Origin of the sequence: Paracoccus salipaludis (genome assembly GCF_002287065.1) — a bacterium.
GTDB lineage: Bacteria > Pseudomonadota > Alphaproteobacteria > Rhodobacterales > Rhodobacteraceae > Paracoccus > Paracoccus salipaludis.
The window spans coordinates 413,258-438,523 of sequence record NZ_NSJZ01000001.1; the positions used below are offsets into that span (position 1 = coordinate 413,258).

Below are 25,266 nucleotides of genomic sequence, written 5' to 3' on the forward strand. Positions count from 1 at the left end.
ATAGTCCCTTGCATGTTTACCGTTCACCGCGGCGATAGGGCTGCATCAGCGCCTGCGGCACCCGGGCGCGGCGGGCCGTGACCGCAAGCGCCGCGATCGACAGCAGGTAAGGCAGCATCAGGAACAACTGATAGGGGACCTGCCCGCCGAGGGCCGTCTGCAGCCGCAGCTGGAAGGCGTCGAAAAAGGCGAACAGCAGCGCCCCCAGCAGCGCAAGCCCCGGCCGCCACGAGGCGAAGACCACCAGCGCGATGCAGACCCAGCCCCGGCCCTGCACCATGGTCGGGATGAAGCTGTCGAAGGCCGACAGCGTCAGGAAGGCCCCGCCCACCGCCATCAGCGCCGAACCTGCGGTGACGGCGCCGTAGCGGACCAGAACCGGGCTGATGCCCTGCGCCTCGACGGCATGGGGGTTCTCGCCCGTCATGCGGATGGCGAGGCCCAGGGGCGTGCGGAACAGCACCCATCCGAGCAGCAGCGCCAGCGCGATGGAAAGGTAGGTGGGCGCGGTCTGGGTGAACAGCGCGGGGCCGATGAAGGGCAGGTCGCTCAGGACAGGGATCTGCAGCGGCTGGAAGGGCAGGATCTTCGGCGGCGTGCCCGCGACCGGGACCAGCAGCCGGAACAGGTAATAGGCGAAGCTCGACGCGAAGAGGGTGATCCCCAGGCCCGAGACATGCTGCGACACCCCCAGCGTCACTGTCAGCAGCGCATGGACAAGCCCGAATGCCGCACCCGACAGGGCCGCGACCAGGATGCCCGTCCACAGGTCCGCGCCGTTGAAGACCGCGAGCCAGCCGATCATCGCGCCGAAGGTCATGATCCCCTCGATCCCGAGGTTCAGCACCCCCGCGCGCTCGCACAGAAGCTCACCCAGCGTGCCGAGGATCAGGGGCGTCGCGATCCGCAGGACCGCAGCCCAGAGGCCCGCCGAGGCGAGGATCGCCAGGATGTCGGTCATCGGCGCACCCGGTATTGCGTGAAGAACAGCGCGACCAGCATGGCAAGCAGCGACAAGGCCACGGTGACGTCGGCGATGTAGCTGGGGACGCCCAGGGTCCGGCCCATGGCGTCGGCGCCCACGAACATGGTCGCGCTGAACAGCGCCGCGGCGACAACGCCCAGCGGGTTGAGATTGGCCAGCATGGCGACCACGATGCCGAAATAGCCATAGCCGGGCGACAGCGAGGTGGTGACGTAGCCCGTCACGCCCATGACCTCGATGGCGCCTGCAAGACCCGCAAGCCCGCCCGAGATCAACGCCACCTGCATCAGCGTTCGGCCCAGCGGCACGCCCGCGAAGACCGCCCCCGCGGGGCTGAGGCCCGCCGCCCGCGCCCGCGTGCCAAACACGGTCCGCGCCTGGACAAAGGCCAGCACCACGGCCAGCGCCAGCGCGATCGCCAGCCCGACATGCAGGCGCGAGCGGGGGATGAGCTTGGGCAGCGTCCCGCTTTCGGTCACCGGCAGGGACTGGGGCCAGCCGAAGGCCATCGGGTCCTTCAGCGCGGTGTCGATCAGCATCGAGACGAAGAGGATGGCGACGAAGTTCAGCAGCAGCGTCGTCACCACCTCAGCCACCGCGAACCGTAGCCGTAACCACAAGGGGACCAGCAGCAGAACCATGCCCGCCAGTGCGCCCGTGACCAGCAGCAGCGGGATCTGCAACGCAGGCGGCAGGCTGCCGAACAGCAGCGAACTGGCCGCTGCCGCGGCCATGGCGCCCAGGTACAGCTGCCCCTCGGCGCCGATGTTCCACAGCCGGGCGCGGAAGGCGGTCGCGGCGGCAAGCCCCGTCAGGATCAGCGGCACCGCGCGGGTCAGCGTCTCGGTGGCGGCCAGACGCGAGCCGAAGGCGCCTGTCAGGATGCGCCCGTAGGCTTCCAGCACCGGGGCGCCGGCCAGCGCGATCAGCACGCCGCTGAGCGCGAGCGCTGCCGCCACGGCGATCACGGGCGCCGCCAGCACAAGGGCCGCCGGGCGGTGGACGCGTCGTTCAAACCGCACCCGCGTTCTCCCATTCCCCGGCCATCATCAGCCCCAGACGCTGCCGGTCGACCCTGTCGCGGGCAACGGCGGGCGACAAACGGCCGCCGACAATTGCGTGGATGCGGTCGGACAGATCCATCACCTCGTCCAGGTCCTCGGAGATCAGCAGGATCGCGGTGCCCTGGGCACGTGCCTCGAGCAGGCGCCGGTGGACCGCCGCGACCGCACCCTCGTCCAGACCCCGGGCGGGCTGGGCGGCCAGCAGGATGCGGGGGTGGCGGATCAGGTTGCGGCCCAGGATCAGCTTCTGGACATTGCCGCCCGACAGCAGCCCGGTGCGGGTGCGCGGCGTGGCGCCCCGCACGTCGAAGCCCTCGATAACCTGACGGGCGAAGGCCATGGCGCGGCGACGGTCCACCAGTCCTCGGCGCGAGAAGAGGGGCAGCCGCTCCAGCACGGCATTCTCCCACACGGGCATCTCGCCAATGACGCCCTCATGGTTGCGGTCCTCGGGGATGCGGCCCATGCCCAGGGCGACGATGTCGGGCACCGACAGCGAGCCCAGGGATTGGCCGAAAGCTTCCAGCGTGCCTGCCGTGGGGCGCTCCGTCCCGCTGAGAAGGCGGGCGAGCGGGGCCTGGCCGTTGCCCGCGACGCCGACGATCCCCAGCACCTCGCCCGCGTTCAGCGTGAAATCGACCCCCTTCAGCCGGTCCACGCCCCCCTGCCGCAGTCCCAGCCCGCGTGCGGTCAGCACCGGAGAACCGGCCGGCGACATCTGCCGCACGGGGCGCGCGACGGCGCGGCCCACCATCAGCTCGGCCAACTCGGCCTTGGTGGTCTGGCCGCGCAGCCGCTCGGCCACCTTGCGCCCGCCGCGCAGGACAGCGATCCGGTCGGCGGCGGCCATCACCTCGTCCAGCTTGTGCGAGATGAAGATCAGCGACAGCCCCTGCGCGGCCATGTCCTTCAGCGTGGCGAACAGCCGCTTGGCCTCGGGCGTGGTCAGGACCGCCGTGGGTTCGTCCAGGACCAGGATGCGCGCGTCGTTGTAAAGCGCCTTGAGGATTTCCACCCGCTGCTGCTCGCCCACCGACAGGTCGCCCAGCCGGGCGTCGGGATCGGCCCCCAGCCCGAAGCGGTCAGACAGCGCCGCCAGCTTCCTGCGGCCCGCAGAGGTGTCCGAGACCGGGCGCCACAGGCGCTCGGTGCCGGTCATGACGTTTTCCAGCACCGTCAGGTTCGGCGCGAGGGCGAAGTGCTGGTGGACCATGCCGATGCCGGCGCGGATTGCGGCCATGGGGCGGCCGGGGGGCAGGGCGCGGCCCATGACGCGGACCTCGCCCGCATCGGGGGCGTAATGGCCGAAGAGGATGTTCATCAGCGTGGTCTTGCCCGCGCCGTTCTCGCCCAGCAGCGCGAGGATATCGCCCCGGCCGAGGTCCAGCGTCACCGCGTCGTTGGCCAATGTGTCGCCGAAGCGCTTGGTGATCGCGTCGAGTTCGAGGACGGGGCTCATGCGGCAAGCCGGGCGACAAGGAAGGGGTAGGTCCAGCGGCCCTCTGCCTCGAGCCAGCCTGCGGCGGCGATCAGCAGGGCCCGGGCGCCCATGGGCGCGATCATCTGGACGGGCAGGGTGATGGCCGGGAAGCCCGAGGCATCGGCGAGGCTGGCGAGCGGGCTGAAGCCGCTCATGGCGGCGCCATGGCGGTCGGGATCGCAGTGGTCGGTTGGTGGCCAGCCCAAGGGGCGGAGCGGGGCGGCCGGCATCGGCGTCAGCAGGATGTCGACGCGGTCGGCAATGTCCGAGCCTTCGCTGCCCGGAGTTCCACCGTCGCCAGCCGCCAGAAACCGCGATCCGGCGGTAACCGGCAGCCCGGGGAAGGGGTCGCCAGGATCCTCGGCCAGTGTCGGCGCCCCGGCGAAGGGCGCCTGCCGCAGCGGCGCATCCGGCGCGGCCCGGCAGAGGCCGGCGGCGTGGGCAAGCCCCGGGTCGGGGGCAAGCACCGGGATGCAGCCCAAGTGATCCGCCGCCCGCGCAGCCCCTGTCGCCGCCGCCATGGCGTCAGTGGCGGTCAGGTGCCCGGCGCGGATCGCGGGGGCCAGCGCGGTTGCATCGTCCTGCACGGGCGTGGTCGTCAGGCCGGCTCGTCAAAGTTCTGCGGGACAGTGAAGGCGCCCGACTTGATGTCGGCGCGGACCTTCTCCATCGCGGCCTCGGCTTCGGCGGGGGCCATGCCCTTGACATAGGCGATGTCGCTGCCGCCCTCCTTCATCAGCCCGTAGGCGGTATAGTCGCGCCCGGTGGGCTTGCCCGCCGCCACGTCGGCGATCGCGGCGTTCAGGATCGGGCGGAAGCCCCACAAAGCGTTGGCGAAGATCGTGTCGGGATACATCGGCGTATAGTCGATCAGCGAGCCGATGGCCCGGATGCCGCGGTGCTTGGCGGCGTCGGCGGTGCCGATGCGCTCGCCGAACAGCAGGTCCGCGCCCGAGTCGATCAGCGCCAGCCCCGCCTCGCGCGCCTTGGGCGGGTCGAAGAAGGTGCCGATGAAGGTGGTGCGGTGCGTGACCTGGGGGTTGACGGCCTTGGCGCCGGCGGCGAAGGCGTTGATCAGCAGGTTGATCTCGGGGATCGGCATGGCGCCGACCGAGCCGAGGACGTTCGTGGCGGTCATACGCCCCGCCAGCATCCCGGCGAGATAGGCGCCGTCATAGTTCCAGGTGCCGAAGACCCCGAAGTTGTCGCCCGAGGGCTGGCCGCTCGACCCCATCACGAAGGCGGTCTCGGGATATTCGGCGGCGACCTCGCGGGCCTGGCGCTCGACCGGGAAGGTTTCGCCGATGATCAGCTGCGCGCCCTGTTCGGCATATTCGCGCATTGCCCGCGGATAGTCCGTAGGGGCGACCCCTTCCGAGAAGACATACTCGATCGCCCCTTCGGCTTTGGCCTTCATCAGGGCGTCATGCAGCACGAGGTTCCAGGCGTTCTCGACCGGCGAGCCGTGGATGCCCGCGACCTTCACCGGCGTGGCCGACCACCCCGCCCGCGGCAGCAGGCTGGCCGCGCCGAAGGCCATGCCGGTCCGCATCAGGCCGCGCCGCGTGAGAAGGGGAAGTCGGATCATGGAACACCTTTGGCATGGGAGGGTTGGCGCCAGTCTTGGAAGGGCGCAGGGTGCAAGTCAAAATCCTTCGGGCGGGCACCGTCCCGGATTGCGGCGGTGATCGCGCCACGGGCGGGTTGTCCGAAAACCGGGCAGCCGCACCATGGGAGAGTGGCCCTCGGCAGGCGAGGGGAGGGGCACCCTATTCTGCTGCAGTCGCGAGCGGATTGTTCGGATGCGTCGTCCAGTTCGCGTAGTCGGGCGACACCACGCGGCCGGTGCGGGGGTCCACCGATCCCGGCGCCATCCGCTCCATCGTGATGCAGTTCTCGACCGGGCAGACGTTGACGCACAGGTTGCAGGCGACGCATTCGTCGTCCTTCACCTCGAACACGCGGCCGGGCAGCATGGCGATGGCCTGGTGGCTGGTGTCCTCGCAGGCGGCATAGCAGCGGCCGCACTTGATGCAGAGGTCCTGGTGGATATGCGCCTTGCTGACGGCGTTGAGGTTCAGGTCCTTCCAGTCGCAGACATTGGGCACCGCGCGCCCGACCAGGTCCGACAAGGACATCTCCTTGGCGTCCAGGTAATCCGACAGGCCCGAGATCATCTCCTGCACGATGCGGAAGCCGTAGGTCATCGCCGCCGTGCAGACCTGGACGTTGCCCGCCCCCAGGGCCAGGAACTCGGCCGCGTCGCGCCAAGTGGTGACGCCGCCGATGCCGCTGATGGGCAGACCGCGCAGGTCGGAACTGCGGGCGATCTCGGCCACCATGTTCAGCGCGATGGGCTTGACCGCCGGGCCGCAATAGCCGCCATGCGCACCGCGCCCATCAATGGTGGGCTCGGGCGCGAACAGGTCGAGATCAACCCCGGTGATCGAATTGATCGTGTTGATGAGGCTGACCGCATCCGCCCCGCCGGCCTTGGCCGCAGTTGCGGGCTTGCGGATGTCGGTGATGTTGGGGGTCAGCTTGACGATCACCGGCATCCGGGTGTTCGCCTTGACCCAGCGCGTCACCATCTCGATATATTCGGGCACCTGGCCCACGGCCGAGCCCATGCCGCGTTCGGACATGCCATGCGGGCAGCCGAAGTTCAGTTCGACCCCGTCGGCACCCGTCGCCTCGACCAGCGGCAGGATGAACTTCCAGGGCTCCTCCTCGCAGGGAACCATCAGGCTGACGACGACCGCGCGGTCAGGGAAGTCGCGCTTGACCGCCACGATCTCGTCGAGGTTCACCTGCAGGGGCCGGTCGGTGATCAGCTCGATGTTGTTGAGGCCCAGAAGCCGCCGGTCCGCGCCCCAGATCGCGCCATAGCGCGGGCCGTTGACGTTGACGATATGCGGGTCGAGGCCCAGCGTCTTCCAGACCACGCCACCCCAGCCTGCCTCGAAGGCGCGGCGGACGTTGTATTCCTTGTCCGTGGGCGGGGCCGAGGCCAGCCAGAAGGGGTTGGGCGAGCGGATGCCCACGAAGTTCGATGCCAGGTTTGCCATGCGTCGGTCTCCTCAGCGCATCAGGCTGCGGTGGATGTCCTCGGCGGCGTCGCGTCCCTGCGCCACCGCCGTCACGGTCAGGTCGTCGCCGCCCGAGGCGCAGTCGCCCCCCGCCCAGACGCCGGAAAGGCTCGTGCGGCCGACGGCATCGACGGCGATCTTGCCGCCCTGCGTGTCGGGCAGTCCTTCCGGGACGAGCCGCTGGCCGATGGCCAGAAGCAGCTGGTCGGCCGGAATGCGGACCTGCTCGCCCAGGCGCTCGAAGACCACGGCGGCGACCGCGCCGGTCCCTTCCACCTCGACCGGCACCGCCTCGTGCAGCACATGCACGCCCTTGGCGGCGGCGAGGTCCTGTTCGTAGCGGCTGGCCTTCATCCGCGACTGCGGCCCGCGATAGGCGAGCGTCACGTTGGCCGCTCCCAGCAGCTTGGCCTGCACGGCCGCGTCCACGGCGGTCATGCCGCCGCCGATCACCACGACATCGCGGCCGATGGGCACCTGCGCCGGGTCGGACTGGCGCAGCGTGGCGATGAAATCGACCGCATCATCGATGCCCCACAGGTCGAGGCCCGGGATGTCCAGCCCGTTGGTCGCGGCCAGTCCCACGCCCAGGAACACCGCGTCGTAGTCCTTGCGCAGATCCTCCAGCGTGGCGTCACGTCCCAGGACAAAGCCGTTCCGCAACGTGATGCCGCCGATCTTCAGCAGCCACTCCACCTCGGCCCGCGCAAAGCCGTTCGTGGTCTTGTAGGTCGCGATGCCGTATTCGTTCAGGCCCCCCGCCTTGGCGCTGGCGTCCAGCAGCGCAACCTCGTGGCCCTTCATCGCCAGGCGGTGCGCGCAGGACAGCCCCGCGGGACCGGCACCCACCACCGCGACCCGCCGCCCCGTGGGGGCCGCGCGGGTGAAGGGGTGGATGCCCCGCTGCTGCAGGTGATCGGTGGCGTAACGCTGCAGGCGGCCGATCTCGACGGGCTTGCCTTCGGCCAGCTCGCGGACGCAGGCCTGCTCGCACAGCGTCTCGGTCGGACAGACCCGGCCGCACATGCCGCCCAGGATGTTCTGCGACAGGATCGTCTTTGCCGAGGCGTCGGGCGTGCCCGTGGCGATCTGGCGGATGAACAGCGGAATGTCGATCGCCGTGGGGCAGGCCGTGACACAGGGCGCGTCGTGGCAGAAATAGCAGCGGTCCGCTGCCACCCGCGCCTCGTGCACGTCGAAGGGCGGGTGAAGGTCGGCGAAGTTGGCGGCGTAGGTGTCGGAGGGCAGTCGGCCGGCGGTGATCCCGCTTTCTGTGCCGCTGCTCGCCCCCATGATCGGGGTGTCCATCGTCGTCTCCCTGCTGGCGAGGCACGATTCGACGGTAGGACCGCTTCGGATTTTATCAAACGGTAAAATTCATCCGGCGCGGATTCGTTCCGCCGCTGCCTCGGGCGTCAGCAGGCGGCGGTAAAGCTGGTCAAGGAATGCGCCGGGATCGCCCGCGCGGTCGCCGGGCGCCACGATGGCGATCTGGGCCGCGAAATCGGCATGATGCTGGGTCAGCGCCCAGATCGAGAAGATGAGTTGCATCGGATCGACCGGCGCCAGCCGCCCGGCGGCGGTCCAGCCGCGGATCAGCCCCACCGTCTCGTCGACCAGCGGGCGCAGACCGTGGACCAGGAAGTCCGAGATCCGGGGGGCGCCCGCGATGATCTCGCCCGCGAACAGCCGGCTTTCGCGGGGATAATCGCGCGACATGTCCAGCTTGCGCCGGACATAGCGCAGGATCTCCTCGACCGGCTCGCCGCCCGGGTCGATGGCGCGAAGGGGGGCGAGCCAGTGGTCCAGAAGGTCGCCCAGAAGGCGGGCGTGCACCTCCTCCTTGCTGGCGAAGTAATAAAGCAGGTTGGGCTTCGACATGCCCGCGCCTTCGGCGATCTGGTCCAGCGTCGCGCCCCGGAACCCGTGCAGCGCGAAGACGTCCAGGGCGGCCTCGAGAATCGCGGCCTCAGTCCGGTGGCGGCGCCGGCTGCGGGCGGTCGAGGCGTCGGAGACGGGCATCGATGCTCCTTTTCTGGGCAGTCCGTGCATTGTCGGGTGCAGGCTTGCGAAACCGTTGACAGCGCGAATTGCCGCTCCCTACGCTGACCCTGACCGGATGGTCAAATCAAGCGTCGGAGCCGTAATGACGTCAGCACCTCCTCTTCCCGGCACCCTGTCCCCTCTTCATGCGAACCTGCGGACCAACGGCGGGCGACTGTGGGACAGCCTGATGGAGATGGCGCAGGTGGGCCCCGGGATCGCGGGCGGCAACAACCGGCAGGCCCTGACCGACGCGGATGGCGAAGGGCGGGCGCTGTTCCGCCACTGGTGCGAGGCCGCGGGCATGACCGTGTCCGTGGACCGGCTGGGCACGATGTTCGCCCGTCGCGAAGGGACGGACCCGGATGCCGCGCCGGTCTGGATGGGCAGCCACCTCGACACCCAGCCGACCGGGGGCAAGTTCGACGGCGTTCTGGGCGTCCTGGGCGCGCTCGAGGTAGTTCGGACGCTGAACGACTTGGACCTGCAGACCCGTCATCCGCTGGTGGTGGTCAACTGGACCAACGAGGAGGGCACCCGCTTCGCCCCCGCGATGCTGGCCTCGGGCGTCCATGCGGGCGTCCACGATCTCGACTGGGCGCTGGGCCGCACCGACGCCGAGGGCAAGCGCTTCGGCGACGAACTGGCGCGGATCGGCTGGGCCGGGGACGAACCCGTGGGCGGCCGTTCGATCCACGCGCTGTTCGAACTGCATATCGAGCAGGGTCCGATCCTCGAGGCCGAGGGGGTGGAGATCGGCGTCGTCACCCACGGCCAGGGGCTCTGGTGGCTGCAGGTCACGCTGACGGGGAAGGAAGCGCATACCGGCTCGACCCCCATGAACATGCGCGTGAATGCTGGCCTCGGCATGGCGCGGATCATCGAGGCGGTGCACCGCATCGCCATGGACAGCCAGCCCGACGCCGTGGGCGCGGTGGGTCAGGCGAATGTCTGGCCGAACAGCCGCAACGTGATCCCCGGCCGAGCCGTCTTCACCGTCGATTTCCGCAGCCCCGACCGCGCCAAGCTGGACGCCATGCGCGCGCGGCTGGAAGCCGAGGCCCCGGCCATTGCGGCGGACCTGGGCTTGGGGATCGAGATCGAGCCGGTCGGCCATTTCGACCCCGTGACCTTCGATCCCGGCCTGGTCGAGAAGGTCCGCGGCGCGGCCGACCGGCTGGGCCTGTCGCACCGCGACATCGTCTCGGGCGCGGGCCACGACGCCTGCTGGATCAACCGCGTCGCCCCCACGGTGATGATCATGTGCCCCTGCGTGGACGGCCTGAGCCACAACGAGGCCGAGGAGATCACCGAAGCCTGGGCCCGGAACGGAACGGACGTGCTGCTGCACGCGGTGCTGGATGCGGCGGGGGTGGAGGGGTGAGGATCTGCTGCGGTGTATCGGGGCGTGAAGCGAAGCCGGTCAAGGGCCCCAATGATGCAGAACCTGTCTACAAGTGCTTCCCGCCGGGAGGCAGGAAGAACCGGGACGGGAATGCCCGCAAGTTCCGGTCCATCACGGACGCCGCCGACTACCTGCGCAAGACGTCCGGCGGCGGCATAAGGGTTACCCGGATCGGCAACGGACCGGGGCAAGGGTCCGCCATCCTCAATTCGAACCTGGTTATCGAACATGACGATGGCCGGAAGGAGCATCCATGACCACCACCGCCATCCGCAACGGCACCATCGTCACCGCCGACCTCACCTACAAGGCGGACGTCCTGATCGAGAACGGGCGTATCGCCGCCATCGGGCCGGGGCTCACCGGGGATACCACGCTGGACGCCACCGGCTGCCTTGTCATGCCGGGCGGGATCGACCCGCACACGCATCTCGAGATGCCCTTCATGGGCACCTACTCTGCCGATGACTTCGACAGCGGCACCCGCGCCGCGCTTGCGGGCGGGACGACGATGGTCGTGGACTTCGCGCTTCCCGTGCCGGGGCAGGGGCTGCTGGATGCGCTCAAGATCTGGGACAACAAGACCGCGCGGGCGCATTGCGACTACAGTTTCCACATGGCGGTGACCTGGTGGGGCGAGCAGGTCTTCAGCGAGATGGCCGACATCGTTGACCGTGGCATCACCAGCTTCAAGCACTTCATGGCCTACAAGGGCGCTCTGATGGTGAACGACGACGAGTTGTTCGCCAGCTTCAGCCGCGTGGGCGAACTTGGGGGCATCGCGCTGGTCCATGCCGAGAATGGCGACGTCGTGGCCGAACTGTCCGCCAGGCTGCTGGCCGAGGGCAACACCGGTCCCGAGGCCCATGCCTATTCCCGCCCGCCGCAGGTCGAGGGCGAGGCCACCAACCGCGCCATCATGATCGCCGACATGGCGGGGGTGCCGCTTTACGTCGTCCACACCTCCTGCGAGGACGCGCACGAGGCGATCCGCCGTGCCCGGCAGGCGGGCAAGCGCGTCTGGGGCGAGCCGCTGATCCAGCATCTGGTGCTGGACGACGGCGAATACCGCCATCCCGACTGGGACCACGCGGCGCGTCGCGTGATGTCGCCGCCCTTCCGCGACAAGCGCCACCAGGACAGCCTGTGGGCGGGGCTCGCGGCGGGCAGCCTGTCCTGCGTCGCCACCGACCATTGCGCCTTCACCACCGAGCAGAAGCGCACGGGGATCGGGGACTTCACCAAGATCCCGAACGGCACCGGCGGGCTGCAGGACCGGATGCCGGTGCTGTGGACCGAAGGGGTGGGCACGGGTCGGCTGACGCCCAACGAGTTCGTGGCCGTCACCTCGACCAACATCGCCAAGATCCTCGGGATGTATCCCAGGAAGGGCGCGGTGCTGGTGGGTTCGGACGCCGACCTGGTGGTCTGGGATCCCCATGCGGAAAAGACCATCAGCGCCGAGGGCCAGCAATCCGCCATCGACTACAACGTCTTCGAGGGGCGACGGGTGAAGGGCCTGCCGCGCTTTGTCCTCAGCCGCGGCCATGTCGCGGTGACCGAGGGTGTCATGTCCTCGCGCGAGGGCCACGGCGCCTTCGTCGCCCGCGAACCGCGCGGCGAGGTCAATCGGGCGCTATCCAGCTGGAAGGCCCTGACCGCCCCCCGCCCTGTCGAGCGCGCCGGCATCCCGGCAAGCGGGGTATGATGAACCGGCCCGAGCCCGCCCTGCACCTTTCTCAAGCCCCAGCGGCGCCGGTGATCGAGGCGCGCGGCGTCTCGCTGACCTTTCCCACCGCCGACGGCCCGGTCCATGCCCTGAAGGACGTGAACCTGTCCATTGGCCAAGGCGAGTTCGTCAGCTTCATCGGCCCCTCGGGCTGCGGCAAGACGACCTTCCTGCGGACCATCGCGGCGCTGGAACGCCCGACCGCAGGGACGCTGACCGTCAACGGGATGACGCCCGATCAGGCGCGGCGGGCGCGCGCCTATGGCTATGTCTTCCAGGCGCCGGGGCTTTACCCGTGGCGGACGATCGCGGGCAACATCAGCCTGCCACTGGAAATCATGGGGTTCGACAAGGCCGACCGCGAGGCGCGGATCGCCCGCGTGCTGGAGCTGGTAGAACTGGGGCAGTTCGGCAGCCGCTATCCGTGGCAGTTGTCCGGCGGAATGCAGCAGCGCGCCTCGATCGCCCGGGCGCTGGCCTTCGACGCCGACATCCTGCTGATGGACGAGCCCTTCGGCGCGCTGGACGAGATCGTGCGCGACCGCCTGAACGAGGCGCTGCTGGCGCTTTGGGCGCGGACGGGCAGGACCATCGGCTTTGTCACCCACTCGATCCCCGAGGCGGTCTACCTTTCCACCCGCATCGTGGTCATGTCGCCGCGCCCCGGCCGGATCACCGACGTGATCGAAAGCCCGCTGCCGCGCGAACGGCCGTTGGAGATCCGCGACAGCAAGATCTTCGCCGAACTGTCGCACCGCGTGCGCGAGGGCCTGCGGGCGGGGCATGGGGCGGGTGATGACTGAAACCACCGTTTCCACCCTCACGCCCCCGCGAGCGGCCCGCCGCGGATGGGCGGGGCAGGCGGGACGCTCGGCTCTCCCGGTGCTGACAGTGCTCGCCGCCATCGTCGTCGCCTGGTATCTCGCGGCGGTCTGGATGAACGCGCCCTGGGTGCGCGACCAGGCCGCGCGGGCGGGCGAGACCGTCACCACCGGCCAACTGCTCCGCGCCACCATGGCGCAGGAGCGCCCGGTCCTTCCCGCGCCCCACCAGGTCGCGGCGGCCCTGTGGGAGGGGGTCACGGGACAAAGCGTCACGTCGAAGCGCAGCCTCGTCCGGCATGGCTGGATCACGCTGTCGGCGACGCTGGCGGGCTTTGCACTGGGCTCGGCGGCGGGCATCCTGCTGGCGGTGGGGATCGTCCACAGCCGGGTCATGGACCTGTCGATCATGCCTTGGGCCGTTGCCTCGCAGACGATCCCGATCCTCGCCATTGCGCCAATGGTGATCGTGGTGCTGGCCAGCGTCGGGGTGACGGGGCTGCTGCCCAAGGCGCTGATCTCGGCCTGGCTGTCGTTCTTTCCGGTGCTGGTCGGCATGGTCAAGGGACTGCGCGCACCCGATCCCATGCAGTTCGACCTGATGCGGTCGTGGAACGCGAACGGCGGTCAGGTGCTGCGCTTCCTGCGGTTCCCGTCCTCGTTGCCGTGGCTGTTCGCTTCGCTGAAGGTCGCCATCGCCGCTGCATTGGTGGGGACCATCGTGGGCGAGTTGCCTGCCGGCGCGACACAAGGGCTGGGCGCACGGCTGCTGTCGGGCAGCTACTACGGGCAGACGATCCAGATCTGGTCGGCGCTGTTCGCCGCCGCGATCCTTGCAGCCGGTCTCGTCTGGCTGATCGGCGCGGTCGCGCGGCTGACGCTGCGCCGCATGGGGCTGGCGCGATGAGTGCCGCTGTCGCGCCCGAGGCACCGCGCAGCGACAGGGCCGCCCTGGCATTCTGGGCGGGGCTGGTTGCGCTGGCGCTGCTGTGGGATGCGCGGCTGGGTGCCCTTGCGGCGCTCTGGGCGGCGGGCTGGCTGACCAACGGACTGCTGGCCTGGTGGGGCGGGCCGACGGGGCGGACGGCGATCCCGCTGGTCTTCGGCGCGACGCTGCTGGCGCTGTGGGAAGTCGCCGTGCGGCTTTACGCGGTGCCGTCCGTGATCCTGCCCGCGCCTTCAGCCATCGGGGCGCGCTTCGCGGCCGACCTGCCGATGATCCTGTCGGACCTGTGGCAGACGCTGGTCAAGGGCGCGCTGACGGGGTGGCTTCTCGGCGCGGCGCTGGCCGTCCTGACCGCCATCGCCATCGACCGCAGCCCGTTCCTGCAGCGCGGCCTGCTGCCGATCGGGAACTTCGTGGCCGCCCTGCCGATCGTGGGCATCGCCCCGATCCTTGTCATGTGGTTCGGCTTTGACTGGCAGTCCAAGGCGGCGGTCGTCGTGGTGATGGTGTTCTTCCCCATCCTCGTGAACATGGTCGCGGGGCTGGCCGCGACCGATGCCCTGCAGCGTGACCAGGTGGCGACCTGGAACGCCGGCTACTGGCAGGCCTTGGGAAAGCTGCGCCTGCCCGCTGCCATGCCCTTCCTGTTCAACGGGCTGAAGATCACCACCACGCTGGCCCTGATCGGCGCGATCGTGGCTGAGTTCTTCGGCAGCCCGACCCGCGGCATGGGGTTCCGCATCTCGACCGCCGTCGGCCAGATGGACCTGCCGCTGGTCTGGGCCGAGATCCTGATGGCCGCGCTGGCCGGTTCCGCCTTCTATGCGATCGTCGCGCTGGCCGAACGGCGTGTCACCTTCTGGCACCCCTCGCAGCGTCAATAACGGGCGAAAACGCCCCCAACAGTGGAGTGGAGAATGACCAGACTGATGATGTCCGCCGCTGCCCTGGGCCTGCTTGCGGGCGCGGCGCAGGCGGCCGACCCGCTGACGCTGCAGCTCAAATGGGTCACGCAGGCGCAGTTCGCGGGCTACTATGTCGCCAAGGACAAGGGCTTCTACGAGGAGGAGAACCTCGACGTCACGATCCGGCCGGGCGGCCCCGACATCGCGCCGACCCAGGTGCTGGCGGGCGGCGGCGCCGACGTGACGGTGGAGTGGATGCCCGCCGCGCTCGCCGCCCGTGAAAAGGGGCTGCCCATCGTCAACATCGCCCAGCCCTTCAAGTCGTCGGGGATGATGCTGACCTGCCTGAAGGAAACCGGCATCACCAACCCTGCCACCGACTTCAAGGGCAAGACGCTGGGCGTCTGGTTCTTCGGTAACGAGTATCCGTTCCTCAGCTGGATGAACACCCTCGGGCTTTCCACCGATGGCGGCCCCGAGGGAGTGACGGTCCTCAAGCAGGGCTTCAACGTCGATCCCCTGCTCCAGAAGCAGGCCGACTGCATCTCGACCATGACCTACAACGAGTACGGGCAGGTGCTGGACGCCGGCATCTCGCCCGAGGACCTCGTGACCTTCAAGTACGAGGACCAGGGCGTGGCCACGCTGGAAGACGGGCTTTACGCGCTGGAGGAGACGCTGGCCGATCCGGCGATGGCCGACCGGCTGGTCCGTTTTGTGCGCGCCTCGATGAAGGGCTGGAAATACGCCGAGGAGAACCCCGAAGAAGCCGCGCAGATAGTGCTGGAGAACGACGAGACCGGCGCCCAGACCGAGGCGCACCAGACCCGCATGATGGAGGAGGTCGCCAAGCTGACCGCCGGGTCAAACGGTACGCTGGACGAGGCCGATTACCAGCGCACAGTGGACACGCTGCTGTCGGGCGGCTCGGACCCGGTGATCTCGGCGGCGCCCGAGGGGGCCTGGACCCACGCCATCACCGACGTGGCGTTGCAGTAGGACGCAGCGATGCCGGCGGGCGAAGCTCGCCGGCGGCCCGCCGCGAGAGGGATGGTCCCCGCAGTCGATTTGGCAGAGCCTGTCCCGCCGGATCCGGTCGAAGAGGCAAGGACGGATCTTCGGCGGGCAAAGGTCCGTCCGCCCGGCTGACTACCACAGGTTGGCCGGGCCACGCACGCTGGAGCCTTCGTCATGGCATCTGGCCCCGAACTCCTCGGACTGCGTTGCAAGCATGTCGCCTTGCGTCGGCAGGCCCTATGGCGGCTTCTGGTCCGCCCAGATTCGTGGCAGGCCGCGGCCTGGATTCCCTGTAAGCTTCTCCGGAACAGGGAAAACGCGCAAACCGCACGATTGGGAAGCCGCCCTGAGACGGGGTCGCGGAATGCAGCAGAGGGGGGAGCAGAAGGCGTCTCTCCGCGAAATAGCCGCGCTCAAACCGCGGGATTCACGCGGAGATTTCCGCGCATCCGGGAGAGATGAACTCAGGTAAGATGACTGGCTGGGGCGGTAGGATTCGAACCTACGGTACACGGTACCAAAAACCGATGCCTTACCACTTGGCCACGCCCCAGCAGTGCGGGGGTGTTTAGCGGCAGCGTTCGGGGGGCGCAAGGGGGCGCGCGCAAAAACTTGTGGCCTCGCGCGCGGCGGGCTATCGGCGCGGCATGGACAAAGCGGATGTCGTCATTCTGGGGGCGGGGGCAGCGGGGCTGTTCTGCGCGGGAAGCCTTGCGGGCCAGGGGCTCAGGGTCGTGGTGCTGGATCATGCGCGCGACCCGGGAGAGAAGATCCGCATCTCGGGCGGGGGGCGCTGCAACTTCACCAACCTCGGGACCACCCATCAGACCTTCCTGTCCGAGGTGCCGCGATTCTGCGCCTCGGCCCTTGCGGGTTACCGGCCCGAGGACTTCGTGGCGCTGGTGGATCGCGCCGGGATCGCCTGGCACGAGAAGGCGCAGGGCCAGCTGTTCTGCGACGGGCGCGCCACGCAGATCGTGCGGATGCTGGTCGATCGAATGGACGGGGCCGAGCTGCGGCTGGGCGTGGGCGTGCAGGGCGTCACGCCGGGCACCCCGCTGCGGGTCGAGACCTCGGCCGGACCCATCGAGGCGCGCCACGTCGTCGTCGCCACCGGGGGCAAGTCGATCCCGAAGATGGGCGCCACCGGCATCGGCTATGACATCGCCCAGGCGACCGGCCACCGCATCGTCGAGACGCGGCCCGGCCTTGTGCCGCTGACCTTCGCGCAGCAGGACCTGCGGCTGAGTGCGCCGCTGTCAGGGGTTGCGGTGACGGCGCGGGCCTCGCTGCCGGCCGCCAGGGCGCCCCGCCGCGCGGCGGTGGCCTTCGACGACCAGCTGCTGTTCACCCATCGCGGGCTGTCGGGCCCGGCGATCCTTCAGATATCCAGCTACTGGCAGCCGGGCGAGGAACTGACCCTCGATCTTCACCCCGGCGATTCCGCCCAGGCGCTGCGGCAGGCCAAGCGCGAGGGCGGCCGGGTGCAGGTGGCGACCGTGCTGGCCCGGATGCTGCCCGAGCGGCTCGCCACGGCCATCGTGGACGAGGAGGGGCTGGAGGGCGCGCGACTGGCCGACCAGTCCGACGCGCGGCTGGACGCGCTGGCCCGCCGTATCCATGACTGGCGCATCCGCCCCGTGGGGACCGAAGGCTACCGCACCGCCGAGGTCACTGTGGGCGGCGTGGACTGCCGCGATCTGGACGCACGCACGATGGCCTCGCGGCATGTGCCGGGGCTGCATTTCATCGGTGAGGTCGTGGACGTCACGGGCTGGCTGGGCGGCTACAACTTCCAGTGGGCCTGGGCCTCGGCCCATGCGGCGGGGCGGGCGGTTCTGGGCGCGGCCAAGCCCGATTTCTGATGGAAGGAAGCGGAACCGGCGGGTGCTGGTGTCCCGACGGGCGGGTATCTGGCCCGCATCGCCCCTCGTCCGGCCGGCTTCGCGGAGTGGGCGTTGCGTTTCACCGCGAAGGTGGAGGCCGACCATGAATCCGAACAAGGAATTGTGGGAGAAAGGGGATTTCTCGACGCTAGCCGCCACCATGCGCGGCAGCAGCGACGCGCTGGTGGACGAACTCGGGATCGCGCCGGGGATGAAGGTGCTGGACCTCGCCTGCGGGGACGGCGCGACGGCGTTGCCCATGGCCCGGCGCGGGGCCGAGATGCTGGGCATCGACATCGCCCGCAACCTGGTGGCCGCGGCGCAGGCGCGAGTCGCGGCCGAGGGGCTGACGAACTGCCGCACCATCGTGGGTGACGCCTGCGACCTGTCGCACCTTCCCGATGACGGCTTCGATCTGGTGGTCAGCATCTTCGGCGCGATGTTCGCCCCATGCCGGGCCGAGGTGGCGCGTTCCATGGTCCGCGTCACGCAGCCGGGCGGGCGCATCGTCACGGGGAACTGGATTCGCGTCGATCCCGCCATGGTCGCGCAGATCCTGAAACTTCTGTCGGACTACGGCCCGCCCCCGCCCGAGGGCTTCGTCCCGCCGACGATGTGGGGCATCGAGGCGAATGTCCTGGACCGCTTCGGCCAGGCCGGTGTCCCGCCCGAGGCGATCGCGGTAGAACCGCCTTCTGCGAGTTCCACCGAGACAGGCGGTCCGCCACCTTGGCCAAACGGCTCACGACCTGCCTCGGCCCCGTGATGCGGGCCTCGAAGGCGTGGGCGAGTGGCCATGCACCGAGAAGCTGGGCGGCAAGCCGACCAAACTGATGGGCAGCGGAAACCGCGGAGTCGACGACCGGACGGAGATCGCGGCGCGCCACCTGCGGGTCACGGTGCGTGTCCCGCAGGCCTGAGAGGGCTCAGCCCATCACCGGCTCGGCCTTGGCCAGCCGGTCGAAGCGCATCAGGCTGTCGATCAGCGCGGGCATCCGGTCCAGGTGGACCATGTTCGGCCCGTCCGAGGGCGCGCGGTCGGGATCCTGGTGCGTCTCGATGAAGACGCCCGCCACGCCGATGGCCACCGCCGCCCGCGCCATCACCGGCGCGAACTCACGCTGGCCGCCGGACGAGCCGCCCTGTCCGCCCGGCTGCTGCACCGAGTGGGTCGCATCCATCACCACCGGATAACCCGTCCGCGCCATGATCGGCAGCGCGCGCATGTCGGCAACCAGCGTGTTGTAGCCGAAGCTCGCCCCGCGTTCCGTCAGCAGGATCTTCTCGTTCCCGGTCGAGGCCACCTTGTCGGCCACGTTCGGCATGTCCCAGGGGGCGAGGAACTGGCCCTTCTTGATGTTGACCACCGCGCCCGTGCGGCCTGCCGCCAGCAGCAGGTCGGTCTGGCGCGACAGGAAGGCGGGGATCTGGATGATGTCCGCGACCTCGGCGGCGCGGACAGCCTGCGCCTCGTCATGGATGTCGGTCAGCACGGGGCAGCCGAGACGGTCGCGCACGGCCGCCAGCATCTCAAGCCCCTCGTCGATGCCGACGCCCCGGCGCCCCGACAGCGAGGTGCGGTTCGCCTTGTCGTAGCTGGCCTTGAAGACATAGCCCGCTCCCGCCCTGGCGCAGGCCTGCGCCAAAGGCTCGGCGATCGACAGCGCATGGTCCAGCGTTTCCAGCTGGCAGGGCCCCGCGATGAGGACCAGCGGCAGGTCGTTGCCGAAGGTGACGCCCCGGACGGCGACATGGCGCTGCGCGGCCCCCGTCACGAGGACACCTGTTCGCGCAGGATCGAGGCGGTCAGCGACATCATCAGGTAAATCCCCGCAAAGATGAAAAAGGCGACGATCGTGTTCTGAAGCGCCTTGGGATAGGTGGGTTCATCCGGCGGCACCGGGGCCACGGACAGCGACAGGTAGCGCACCTGCTTGTTGGCTTCGACTCGCGCGGCCTCCATCTGGGTGGCGGCGGTGGCCAGCAGCTGCTGGCGGGTGGCGAGGTCGCTTTCCGCGATCCGCAGTTGTCCCGTGACAGCGGCCAGCGAGGCGCGGTTGCCCGAATCCTCGGTCAGCTGGGCGCGGGTTTCCGCGATCATCTGCTCCAGCCGGGCAATGTCGCCCTGCACGCCCAGCACCCGGCTCTGGTTCGGGCGCGCGTTCGAGGTGAGCTGGCCCAGTTCAAGCTGCTTCTCGGACAACTGCGTTTCCAGGGCGCTGATGCGCCCCATCACCGCGCTGCTTTCGGCGGTCGGGTCCAGCACGCCCAGCTGTTCCTGCAGTTCCTGGATGCGGTTCTGCGATTCCTGCACCTTGCGCTCGGCATCCTGGTAGCTTTCGATCGCGCCCTGCATCTGGTCGCCGCGCAGACGCTGGGACATTTGGTCCACCTGCCCCTCGGCATAGCGGATCAGGGCCAGCGAGAACTCCTCGGACAGCTTGGGATCCGGGGCGATCACCTCCATGTTGATCATGCCCTCGGTCGGGTCATAGCCGATCTTCACCGACTGCTTGTACTGGGCATAGGCCTGCTCGTTGGAGGCATCCTCGGGCAGGCGCAGCAGCGAATCGATCGCGGGGTCCTGGAAGGCGCGGGTGAAGCCCAGGTCCTGATCCAGCCGGATCATCGCATCGCGCGAGGTCAGGTAGCTTTGCACCGCGACGTTGTCGGGGTTCATCATCGCGCCCGCCGACAGAAGCCCGCTGCCCGTGGCGCCGGGCACGCCGTCCGCCTGCTGGATCATGAACTGCGAGTTGGTCGCGTAAAGGGGCGTGGCCTGGGTGAAGTAGTACCAGCCCGCGATCAGCGTCGGCAGTCCCACGAAGAAGGCAAGCCGCATCAGCAGGAAGGCGAGGCTGCGCCGCCGCCGCCGCGCGATGTCGCGCTGGATGCGGTAGATCTCGGCCGCGCGGCGCTCCTCGGTCAGGGCCTCGCGCGACGGAAGCTCGGGCCGCACGGGGCCGACCTCGCCGGGCGGGGCCAGCGGCACGATCTCGCGCCGCTTGGTGCGGGCCGGCAGGCCGGGCCCCGGCACCGGGACCAGCGCGCGCGGATTGGGCGCGGCCTTCGCCTCGTTGCCGGCGTCCGACAGGATCTTGCCGACCGCGCCCCGGTGGAAGGGGTCGATGCCGCGCTGGCGCAGACGCAGCACGGCCTCGTATTCCGAGGCGACCTCGATCTCGTGCATGGCCGCGATGCGGGCCGCCATGCGCAACTGGCGCGAGGTCAGGTTCTCGGCGCGGATGGCGGCCAGCGCCTCGGCATCCACATCTGCTGCGGGGGCCTGGGCTTCGGGGCCGACCGGGGCATTGGCAGGCTCGGGCTTCCTGTCCTGCTCGGGATCGGCGCCGGGGAAGCGCATGTTCCCGAAACCGTCATCGGCATTGCTGAACGGCATGTCCCGACCGGGCGGGACGGATGCGGCGGCAGTGGCGGCAGTGGCGGCCGGGGCGGCCTGTTCCGTGCGCGCGCCGCCCTTGCGCACCTCGACCCGCACCGCGGATCGAGCGGGCTCGGCACCGGCGGGGGCCGCGGTCTCGCCCTTGGGCCGGGTGGTGGCGCGGGCCGCCTCCCGCGCAGCGGCGACGGGGGATTCGGATGCGCTGAGGTGAAAGCGGCGGACCTTAGGCGGTGTAGTCATAATACTGCTTGGCCTCGTCGAGGGAATCGAACATGTAAAGACGCCCGTCGCGCAACACGCCCGCGCGGCGGCAGAATTTTTCCAGCGTGGCAGGCTGGTGGGACACCACCACCACGGTCGCGGTCTTCAGGCGGTCGTACAGGACGCTGCCCGCCTTGCGGTTGAATTCGACGTCGGTCGTGCCGGGCATCCCTTCGTCGATCAGGTAGATGTCGAACTCCAGCGCCAGCAGCAGCGCGAAGGTCAGCCGCGACCGCATGCCCGAACTGTAGACGCCGACCGGCTGGTCGAAATATTCGCCGATGTCGCAAAGCCAGCGGCAGAAGGCCGAGACATAGTCGGGATCGAGCCCGTAGATCCGCGCGATGTAGCGCGCGTTCTCGTTGGCCGACAGCTTGGAGATCACGCCCCCCATGAAGCCAAGGGGAAAGGACACGCGGCAATTGGCGCGGATCGTGCCCTCGTCCGGCTTTTCCAGCCCGCACATCATGTTGATGATCGTGGTCTTGCCCGTGCCGTTGGGGGCGAGGATGCCAAGGGACTGGCCAAGTTCCACCCGGAACGAGGCCTGGTCCAGGATCACCTTGCGCTGCGTTCCGGTCCAGAAGGACTTCGAGACGTTGTCGAATTCCAGCATGTCGGCGAAGATTTCCCGCGAAGGCGCGCGATGCGGCGTTTTGCGGCGGGCGCCAGCCGCCCGCTTTCGGCTGCCAAACATAGGGGCTGGGCGCTGCGCTGTCCATCGCGCCGCCGGGGATCGTGAGAATGCGAGCTGTTATCGCAGGCAAGGGGTGCCTATCTGGGCGGGCATGACCCTGCCTTTCATCGACCTGCCTGTCGCCGCCGAACTGCGCGGCTGCCGCCTGTGCGCCGACCGCTTCGCCCTGACCGCCACCACGCATGCGCCCCGACCCGTCGTCTGGTTCGCGCCCGGCGCGCGCGTTCTGGTGGCCAGCCAGGCGCCGGGGATGCGCGCCCATCTTTCGGGAAAACCATTCACCGACGCCTCGGGGCAGCGGCTGCGGGCCTGGATGGGGGTGGACGAGAAAACCTTCTACGACCGCTCGCGCATCGCCATCGTGCCGATGGGCTTCTGCTTTCCGGGCTACGATGCAAGAGGCTCCGACCTGCCGCCGCCCGCGCTCTGCGCGGCGACCTGGCGCGCACGGGTGCTGGAGGAGTTGCAGCCCCGCGTCACGCTGCTGATCGGCGGCCACGCGATCCGCTGGCACCTCGGCCTGCGCGGCGTGACAGCCGCGGTGGCGGGCTGGCGGGACCATGCGCCGCGGGTGTTTCCCTTGCCTCACCCCTCGTGGCGGAATACCGCTTGGCTCAAACGAAACCCGTGGTTCGAGGCGGAGCTAGTCCCCGAACTGCGCCGCACGCTGGCCGAGGTGCTGTGACGACTCTCCAGACCGAACTCGACCGCCTTTGCGCGCATGTGCCGTTTCACGATGCCGACCCCGCCCTGCGCGCGGCGGTGCTGCGGCGGCTGGCGGACACCGAACTGCACGCGGCCCTTGCCTCGGACCCCGCGGGCGACCGGGCCGAGTTGCGGATGTTCGACCTGCCCGGCGGCGCCGTGGCGCTGGCGTCCGACGACGAGGCGGCACTGGCGGGGTTCCTCGGCGGGCCGGTGGCCCATGTCTCGCTGCCGGGCCGCATTCTGGCGCGGGAACTGGCCGAGGCGGGCAGGGGGCTGCTGGTCAACCCCGGCCGCCCTTCCGAGATGCTGCTGGACGCGGGCGCGCTGGGCTGGCTGATCGCGGCGCTGTCCGAGGCGCCCGAGGCGGGCGAGGCCGCCCCCCGGCGGCTGACCGCGCCGCGCCGGGACGCGGTGCAAACCGTGGCCGAGCCGCTGGCGACCCGCCTGGGCGACATGGCGGGCATGGTCGCGGGCGCGGCGCTGGTCGGCGTGGACTGGGCCGAGGGGCGGCAGGGGCACCTGATCGTCGTGGCAGGGGCCGGAAACGCGGATCGTCCGGCCATCGCGAAGGCGCTGGCGGAACTGATCGCCTTCCTGCCGCCGGTCGAGGGCGGCGTCGATGTCACCTTCGAGGACCTGCCGCTGCCCCAGGGTGCCGTGCGGATCGAGGCCGTGGCGGTTGCCCCCGAACCCGTATCTCCTGCGCCGCGCAAGCCGGACGCTCCGCCGCGCCTGCGCTGAACCTTCAAGCGGTCTCAGTAGCCCCGCGTCCGATCCACAAGGTGCAGCAGCGGCTGGCCCGCCATCGCGCGGCGCAGGTTCTCGGCCGCCACGGGGGCGGCGGTTTCGGGGCGGGTATCGGCGGCAATGTGCGGCGTCACGGTCACACGCGGGTGCGCCCAGAAGGGATGTTCAGGCGGCAGCGGCTCGGTGCGGAAGACGTCCAGCACGGCATGGCCCAGCCGCCCTTCGTCCAGCGCCGCCAGCAGCGCCTGATCATCCAGCACCGTGCCCCGGCCGGGGTTCAGCAGGACCGCCCCCTGCGGCAGCATCGCCAGCCTGCGCGCATCCAGCAGGCTCCGCGTCCCGGGCGTGTCGGGCAGCAGCGAGATCAGGATCCCGGCCCCTTCCAGCGCCTGCGGCAGGGCATCCGCCCCAAGCACCCGCACGCCCTCCACCGGACGGCCCGAGGCGGACCAGCCCGTGACCGGGAAGCCCACGCCCCCCAGCCTCGCGGCGACGGCGCGGCCAAGCTCTCCCATCCCCAGGATCGTGACCGGGCGTTCCGAGGCGAGCGGAGGCACCAGCCCGTTGCGCCACTGCCCGTCCTGAAGGTAGCGGTCCATCCCCAGGTGCAGCCGCATGGCCCAGCCGAGGCACCATTCGGCCATGCCCTGCGCCAGCCCCGGATCGACCATCCGGCACAAGGGCTGGGTCAGCGTTCCGTTGCCCACGATCCGCTCGACCCCGGCCCAGAGGCTTTGCACCAGGCGGGCGCGGGTGAAGGGGGCGAAGTCCATCGGCTCGCCCGTTTCGGGATAGCCGGGCGCATAGATCAGCGCGTCGAAACTGGCCGGGTCGCCTTCGCGGCACAGTTCCATCTCGGGGCAGGCGGCGCGCAGGGCGGGGGACCATTCGTCCCACAGCCGCGAAGGGGCGGCGAAGAAGACGCGCATCAGCGGGGCCTGTTGACGTGGGCCGACTGCACGAGGCCGAAGGCCATCAGCAGGATCATCAGCTGCGTGCCCCCATAGCTGACCATCGGCAGGGGCACCCCCACGACCGGCGTCAGCCCCATCACCATCCCCATGTTGACCGCGAAATACAGGAAGAACGTGCCGCCGATGCCCAAGGTCAGCAGGCTCGCGAAGCGGTCGCGGTTGGTCATGGCGGAATAGATGCAGAAGGCGATGACCAGCGCGTAAAGCCCCAGAAGCGTGATCGAGCCGACAAAGCCGAACTCCTCGGCCAGCGTGGTGAAGATGAAGTCGGTGTGCTTTTCCGGCAGGAAGTTCAGCCGGCTCTGGGTGCCCTGCATGAAGCCGCGCCCCGACCAGCCGCCCGAGCCCAGGGCGATCTGCGCCTGGGTGATGTTGTAGCCTGCCCCGAGCGGGTCCGAGGTCGGGTCGAGGAAGGTGTCGATGCGGCGATACTGATAGTCGTGCAGCAGCTGCCAGCCGGTCCCGCGGCTTTCCAGCACGGCGAAGACCAGCCCGCCGACGAACGCGATCACGGCGGCGAAATACCACAGGCTGACGCCGGCCACGAACATCATGATGCCGCCGCCCGCCACCAGCATGATCGAGGTGCCCAGGTCCGGTTGCACCACCACCAGCGCGGTGGGCAGAAGGATCAGCACCACGGGGATCAGCACCCACAGCGGACGCGACACCTTGTTCATGTCCAGCCAGTCGTAATAGGCCGCCAGCACCAGCACGAGCGCGATCTTGGTCACCTCGGACGGTTGCAGCTTGATGGGGCCGAGGTCCAGCCACCGCTGCGCCCCCATGGCGTTGTGGCCGATGATGTCCACGGCCAGCAGCAGGCCGAGGCAGGTGACATAGGCCGCGACCGAGATCGAGCGCCAGAACCAGACCGGCGTGAAGGCCAGCGCGATCATGGCGACGAAGCCCACGGCGAAGCGCTCCATCTGCGGCTCGGCCCATGTTCCCACCCGGCCGCCTGCGACGGAATAAAGCATCAGGAACCCGGCCGAGGCGACCGCCGCCAGCAGGAAGGCCAGCGGCCAGTTCAGATACAGGATCTTGCGCCAGCCGCCCGGCGTCTGGTCGGGTTTGTAGTCGAGATAGCTGCTCATCGCGCCTTC

Annotated in this window: 23 protein-coding genes and 1 tRNA gene; 10 read left to right on the top strand and 14 right to left on the bottom strand. The window is 69.6% G+C overall.

Features of this window, described 5'->3' with window-relative positions:
- Positions 1–16: 16 nt before the first annotated feature.
- The 8 genes from CK240_RS01955 to CK240_RS01990 form a co-directional block, all read right to left on the bottom strand.
- Entirely contained in the window at positions 17–961 is a 945-nt protein-coding gene (locus CK240_RS01955; protein ID WP_095638640.1) for an ABC transporter permease, read from the bottom strand.
- Complete coding sequence (locus CK240_RS01960) at positions 958–2,007, bottom strand: ABC transporter permease (RefSeq protein WP_095638641.1); 1,050 nt, start codon at positions 2,005–2,007, stop codon at positions 958–960. Before CK240_RS01960 ends, CK240_RS01955 begins: the two co-directional genes overlap by 4 nt.
- Complete coding sequence (locus tag CK240_RS01965) at positions 1,997–3,508, bottom strand: ABC transporter ATP-binding protein (protein WP_095638642.1); 1,512 nt, start codon at positions 3,506–3,508, stop codon at positions 1,997–1,999. The genes CK240_RS01960 and CK240_RS01965 overlap by 11 nt, the downstream gene beginning before the upstream one ends.
- Entirely contained in the window at positions 3,505–4,116 is a 612-nt protein-coding gene (locus tag CK240_RS01970; protein ID WP_095638643.1) for a hypothetical protein, read from the bottom strand. Before CK240_RS01970 ends, CK240_RS01965 begins: the two co-directional genes overlap by 4 nt.
- A gap of 11 nt (positions 4,117–4,127) precedes the next feature.
- Complete coding sequence (locus tag CK240_RS01975) at positions 4,128–5,117, bottom strand: BMP family protein (protein ID WP_095638644.1); 990 nt, start codon at positions 5,115–5,117, stop codon at positions 4,128–4,130.
- Between the two features lie 181 nt (positions 5,118–5,298).
- Entirely contained in the window at positions 5,299–6,597 is a 1,299-nt protein-coding gene (gene preA / locus CK240_RS01980) for an NAD-dependent dihydropyrimidine dehydrogenase subunit PreA (protein WP_095638645.1), read from the bottom strand.
- A gap of 12 nt (positions 6,598–6,609) precedes the next feature.
- Positions 6,610–7,926 carry an NAD(P)-dependent oxidoreductase gene (locus CK240_RS01985; protein WP_095638646.1) on the bottom strand — a complete coding sequence of 439 codons (1,317 nt, stop codon included), beginning with the start codon at positions 7,924–7,926 and terminating at the stop codon, positions 6,610–6,612.
- A gap of 69 nt (positions 7,927–7,995) precedes the next feature.
- On the bottom strand, positions 7,996–8,640 hold the full coding sequence (locus CK240_RS01990; RefSeq protein ID WP_095638647.1) for a TetR family transcriptional regulator C-terminal domain-containing protein: 645 nt from the start codon (positions 8,638–8,640) through the stop codon (positions 7,996–7,998).
- Between the two features lie 124 nt (positions 8,641–8,764).
- Between CK240_RS01990 and CK240_RS01995 the strand changes: the two genes are divergently transcribed.
- From CK240_RS01995 to CK240_RS02020, 6 genes are all read left to right on the top strand, one after another.
- On the top strand, positions 8,765–10,045 hold the full coding sequence (locus CK240_RS01995; protein WP_420818595.1) for a Zn-dependent hydrolase: 1,281 nt from the start codon (positions 8,765–8,767) through the stop codon (positions 10,043–10,045).
- Between the two features lie 274 nt (positions 10,046–10,319).
- Positions 10,320–11,774 (top strand): dihydropyrimidinase, encoded by a 1,455-nt coding sequence (gene hydA / locus CK240_RS02000; protein ID WP_095638648.1) that lies wholly within the window; start codon positions 10,320–10,322, stop codon positions 11,772–11,774.
- The gene (locus tag CK240_RS02005) at positions 11,774–12,598 is read left to right on the top strand and encodes an ABC transporter ATP-binding protein (protein ID WP_095638649.1); all 825 of its coding nucleotides are present in this window, start codon (positions 11,774–11,776) and stop codon (positions 12,596–12,598) included. The genes hydA and CK240_RS02005 overlap by 1 nt, the downstream gene beginning before the upstream one ends.
- Positions 12,591–13,523 carry an ABC transporter permease gene (locus CK240_RS02010; RefSeq protein WP_095638650.1) on the top strand — a complete coding sequence of 311 codons (933 nt, stop codon included), beginning with the start codon at positions 12,591–12,593 and terminating at the stop codon, positions 13,521–13,523. The genes CK240_RS02005 and CK240_RS02010 overlap by 8 nt, the downstream gene beginning before the upstream one ends.
- Entirely contained in the window at positions 13,520–14,446 is a 927-nt protein-coding gene (locus CK240_RS02015; protein ID WP_095638651.1) for an ABC transporter permease, read from the top strand. The genes CK240_RS02010 and CK240_RS02015 overlap by 4 nt, the downstream gene beginning before the upstream one ends.
- 33 nt (positions 14,447–14,479) lie before the next feature.
- Positions 14,480–15,466 carry an ABC transporter substrate-binding protein gene (locus CK240_RS02020; RefSeq protein WP_095638652.1) on the top strand — a complete coding sequence of 329 codons (987 nt, stop codon included), beginning with the start codon at positions 14,480–14,482 and terminating at the stop codon, positions 15,464–15,466.
- A 496-nt stretch (positions 15,467–15,962) separates the two neighbouring features.
- Here CK240_RS02020 and CK240_RS02025 read toward each other — a convergent pair.
- Positions 15,963–16,037: transfer RNA gene (locus CK240_RS02025), tRNA-Gln, on the bottom strand.
- A gap of 94 nt (positions 16,038–16,131) precedes the next feature.
- On the opposite strand from CK240_RS02025, the gene CK240_RS02030 reads away from it, so the two are divergent.
- Together CK240_RS02030 and CK240_RS02035 are read left to right on the top strand one after the other, a co-directional pair.
- Entirely contained in the window at positions 16,132–17,349 is a 1,218-nt protein-coding gene (locus tag CK240_RS02030) for a BaiN/RdsA family NAD(P)/FAD-dependent oxidoreductase (protein ID WP_095638794.1), read from the top strand.
- 124 nt (positions 17,350–17,473) lie between these two features.
- The gene (locus CK240_RS02035) at positions 17,474–18,136 is read left to right on the top strand and encodes a class I SAM-dependent methyltransferase (RefSeq protein ID WP_095638653.1); all 663 of its coding nucleotides are present in this window, start codon (positions 17,474–17,476) and stop codon (positions 18,134–18,136) included.
- 160 nt (positions 18,137–18,296) lie between these two features.
- Here CK240_RS02035 and kdsA read toward each other — a convergent pair whose 3' ends face one another.
- Genes kdsA through CK240_RS02050 form a run of 3 tightly spaced genes read right to left on the bottom strand, consistent with a single transcriptional unit; the run spans position 18,297 to position 21,650 of the window.
- The gene (gene kdsA, locus CK240_RS02040) at positions 18,297–19,145 is read right to left on the bottom strand and encodes a 3-deoxy-8-phosphooctulonate synthase (protein ID WP_095638654.1); all 849 of its coding nucleotides are present in this window, start codon (positions 19,143–19,145) and stop codon (positions 18,297–18,299) included.
- Positions 19,142–21,013, bottom strand: a complete 1,872-nt coding sequence (locus CK240_RS02045; protein ID WP_095638655.1) for a capsule biosynthesis protein — start codon at positions 21,011–21,013, stop codon at positions 19,142–19,144. The genes kdsA and CK240_RS02045 overlap by 4 nt, the downstream gene beginning before the upstream one ends.
- Positions 20,997–21,650 (bottom strand): ABC transporter ATP-binding protein, encoded by a 654-nt coding sequence (locus CK240_RS02050; RefSeq protein ID WP_095638795.1) that lies wholly within the window; start codon positions 21,648–21,650, stop codon positions 20,997–20,999. Before CK240_RS02050 ends, CK240_RS02045 begins: the two co-directional genes overlap by 17 nt.
- A gap of 172 nt (positions 21,651–21,822) precedes the next feature.
- Here CK240_RS02050 and CK240_RS02055 point away from each other — a divergent pair, with 172 nt between their 5' ends.
- A complete protein-coding gene (locus CK240_RS02055) occupies positions 21,823–22,416 on the top strand; it encodes a uracil-DNA glycosylase family protein (RefSeq protein ID WP_095638656.1) in 594 nt (197 codons plus the stop codon).
- Entirely contained in the window at positions 22,413–23,180 is a 768-nt protein-coding gene (locus tag CK240_RS02060) for an SseB family protein (protein WP_095638657.1), read from the top strand. Before CK240_RS02055 ends, CK240_RS02060 begins: the two co-directional genes overlap by 4 nt.
- A gap of 14 nt (positions 23,181–23,194) precedes the next feature.
- Here the strand turns inward: CK240_RS02060 and CK240_RS02065 are convergent, their stop codons facing one another.
- Together CK240_RS02065 and rodA are read right to left on the bottom strand one after the other, a co-directional pair.
- A complete protein-coding gene (locus CK240_RS02065; protein ID WP_095638658.1) occupies positions 23,195–24,115 on the bottom strand; it encodes a 2-hydroxyacid dehydrogenase in 921 nt (306 codons plus the stop codon).
- Entirely contained in the window at positions 24,115–25,257 is a 1,143-nt protein-coding gene (gene rodA / locus CK240_RS02070; protein ID WP_095638796.1) for a rod shape-determining protein RodA, read from the bottom strand. Before rodA ends, CK240_RS02065 begins: the two co-directional genes overlap by 1 nt.
- Positions 25,258–25,266: the final 9 nt, after the last annotated feature.

Coding starts and splice junctions, on each gene's coding strand:
- CK240_RS01955 (WP_095638640.1), bottom strand. CDS start 961: ATGACCGACATCCTGGCGATCCTCGCCTCGGCGGGCCTCTGGGCTGCG.
- CK240_RS01965 (WP_095638642.1), bottom strand. CDS start 3,508: ATGAGCCCCGTCCTCGAACTCGACGCGATCACCAAGCGCTTCGGCGAC.
- CK240_RS01975 (WP_095638644.1), bottom strand. CDS start 5,117: ATGATCCGACTTCCCCTTCTCACGCGGCGCGGCCTGATGCGGACCGGC.
- preA (WP_095638645.1), bottom strand. CDS start 6,597: ATGGCAAACCTGGCATCGAACTTCGTGGGCATCCGCTCGCCCAACCCC.
- CK240_RS01985 (WP_095638646.1), bottom strand. CDS start 7,926: ATGGACACCCCGATCATGGGGGCGAGCAGCGGCACAGAAAGCGGGATC.
- CK240_RS01990 (WP_095638647.1), bottom strand. CDS start 8,640: ATGCCCGTCTCCGACGCCTCGACCGCCCGCAGCCGGCGCCGCCACCGG.
- CK240_RS01995 (WP_420818595.1), top strand. CDS start 8,765: ATGACGTCAGCACCTCCTCTTCCCGGCACCCTGTCCCCTCTTCATGCG.
- hydA (WP_095638648.1), top strand. CDS start 10,320: ATGACCACCACCGCCATCCGCAACGGCACCATCGTCACCGCCGACCTC.
- CK240_RS02005 (WP_095638649.1), top strand. CDS start 11,774: ATGAACCGGCCCGAGCCCGCCCTGCACCTTTCTCAAGCCCCAGCGGCG.
- CK240_RS02010 (WP_095638650.1), top strand. CDS start 12,591: ATGACTGAAACCACCGTTTCCACCCTCACGCCCCCGCGAGCGGCCCGC.
- CK240_RS02015 (WP_095638651.1), top strand. CDS start 13,520: ATGAGTGCCGCTGTCGCGCCCGAGGCACCGCGCAGCGACAGGGCCGCC.
- CK240_RS02020 (WP_095638652.1), top strand. CDS start 14,480: ATGACCAGACTGATGATGTCCGCCGCTGCCCTGGGCCTGCTTGCGGGC.
- CK240_RS02030 (WP_095638794.1), top strand. CDS start 16,132: ATGGACAAAGCGGATGTCGTCATTCTGGGGGCGGGGGCAGCGGGGCTG.
- CK240_RS02035 (WP_095638653.1), top strand. CDS start 17,474: ATGAATCCGAACAAGGAATTGTGGGAGAAAGGGGATTTCTCGACGCTA.
- CK240_RS02045 (WP_095638655.1), bottom strand. CDS start 21,013: ATGACTACACCGCCTAAGGTCCGCCGCTTTCACCTCAGCGCATCCGAA.
- CK240_RS02050 (WP_095638795.1), bottom strand. CDS start 21,650: ATGCTGGAATTCGACAACGTCTCGAAGTCCTTCTGGACCGGAACGCAG.
- CK240_RS02055 (WP_095638656.1), top strand. CDS start 21,823: ATGACCCTGCCTTTCATCGACCTGCCTGTCGCCGCCGAACTGCGCGGC.
- CK240_RS02065 (WP_095638658.1), bottom strand. CDS start 24,115: ATGCGCGTCTTCTTCGCCGCCCCTTCGCGGCTGTGGGACGAATGGTCC.
- rodA (WP_095638796.1), bottom strand. CDS start 25,257: ATGAGCAGCTATCTCGACTACAAACCCGACCAGACGCCGGGCGGCTGG.